Raw genomic sequence first — 642 nt, 5'->3', positions numbered from 1 at the left:
GATATTTAAATTTATTATTCTCTAGCCAGAGATTTTCAATGAAAACAAAGCGAATTTACGCGTCAATAGCGGGCCTATTGTAAGTAAATTCAACGTAGTTAGCGCTGAAAATAGCTGTTTGAGATAGATTTATTATCCAGAGTTCAGGTTAAGTAATGTAATATGCACCAAAAATTTGTAGAGAGTAATTTATGCCTACTGTTGTAAACTGCCCAACCTGTAAAACTAAAGTTGAATGGTCAGAGCAAAGTCCATTTCGCCCGTTTTGCTCAAAGCGCTGCCAGCTTATTGATCTCGGTGAGTGGTCGTTTGAAAATAATAAAATTTCTGCGCCAATCACCTCCGCAGATGAATTTAGCCAAGACATGATTGAAGATATTGAAGCCATGATGGCTAAAAATGAAGATGATTTTTTTAAATAATTTATCTCCATAATGCCCTAAAAACAAAAACCAGCATTACGCTGGTTTTTTGGGGCGTGCTGACTTTTCGTGATTGATTTTGCAGCAGAATGTTTGGTATTTAGACAAGACAGAGCCTATGTAGTGTGGTTATTCCCCATAAATAGGCGATAACGTAGTGTAAATGCCAAACATGCGCTGCCCTTTGAGCTCGATCTAGGGACGATTAACTCTTTATTTC

At 37.4% G+C, this 642-nt stretch carries 1 protein-coding gene; it reads left to right on the top strand.

The genetic code is table 11. The annotated features are described in order from the left end of the window. Nucleotides 1–191 precede the first annotated feature (191 nt). On the top strand, nt 192–422 hold the full coding sequence (gene yacG / locus CWB66_RS11430; protein WP_077536896.1) for a DNA gyrase inhibitor YacG: 231 nt from the start codon (nt 192–194) through the stop codon (nt 420–422). Nucleotides 423–642: the final 220 nt, after the last annotated feature.

This window comes from Pseudoalteromonas sp. S558 (assembly GCF_005886635.1).
In the GTDB taxonomy this organism is placed as follows: domain Bacteria; phylum Pseudomonadota; class Gammaproteobacteria; order Enterobacterales; family Alteromonadaceae; genus Pseudoalteromonas; species Pseudoalteromonas aliena.
This window is presented reverse-complemented; position numbering and strand designations above follow the sequence as displayed.

Excerpts from the sequence above, each read along its gene's own strand:
- yacG (WP_077536896.1), top strand. The coding sequence starts at position 192 with ATGCCTACTGTTGTAAACTGCCCAACCTGTAAAACTAAAGTTGAATGG.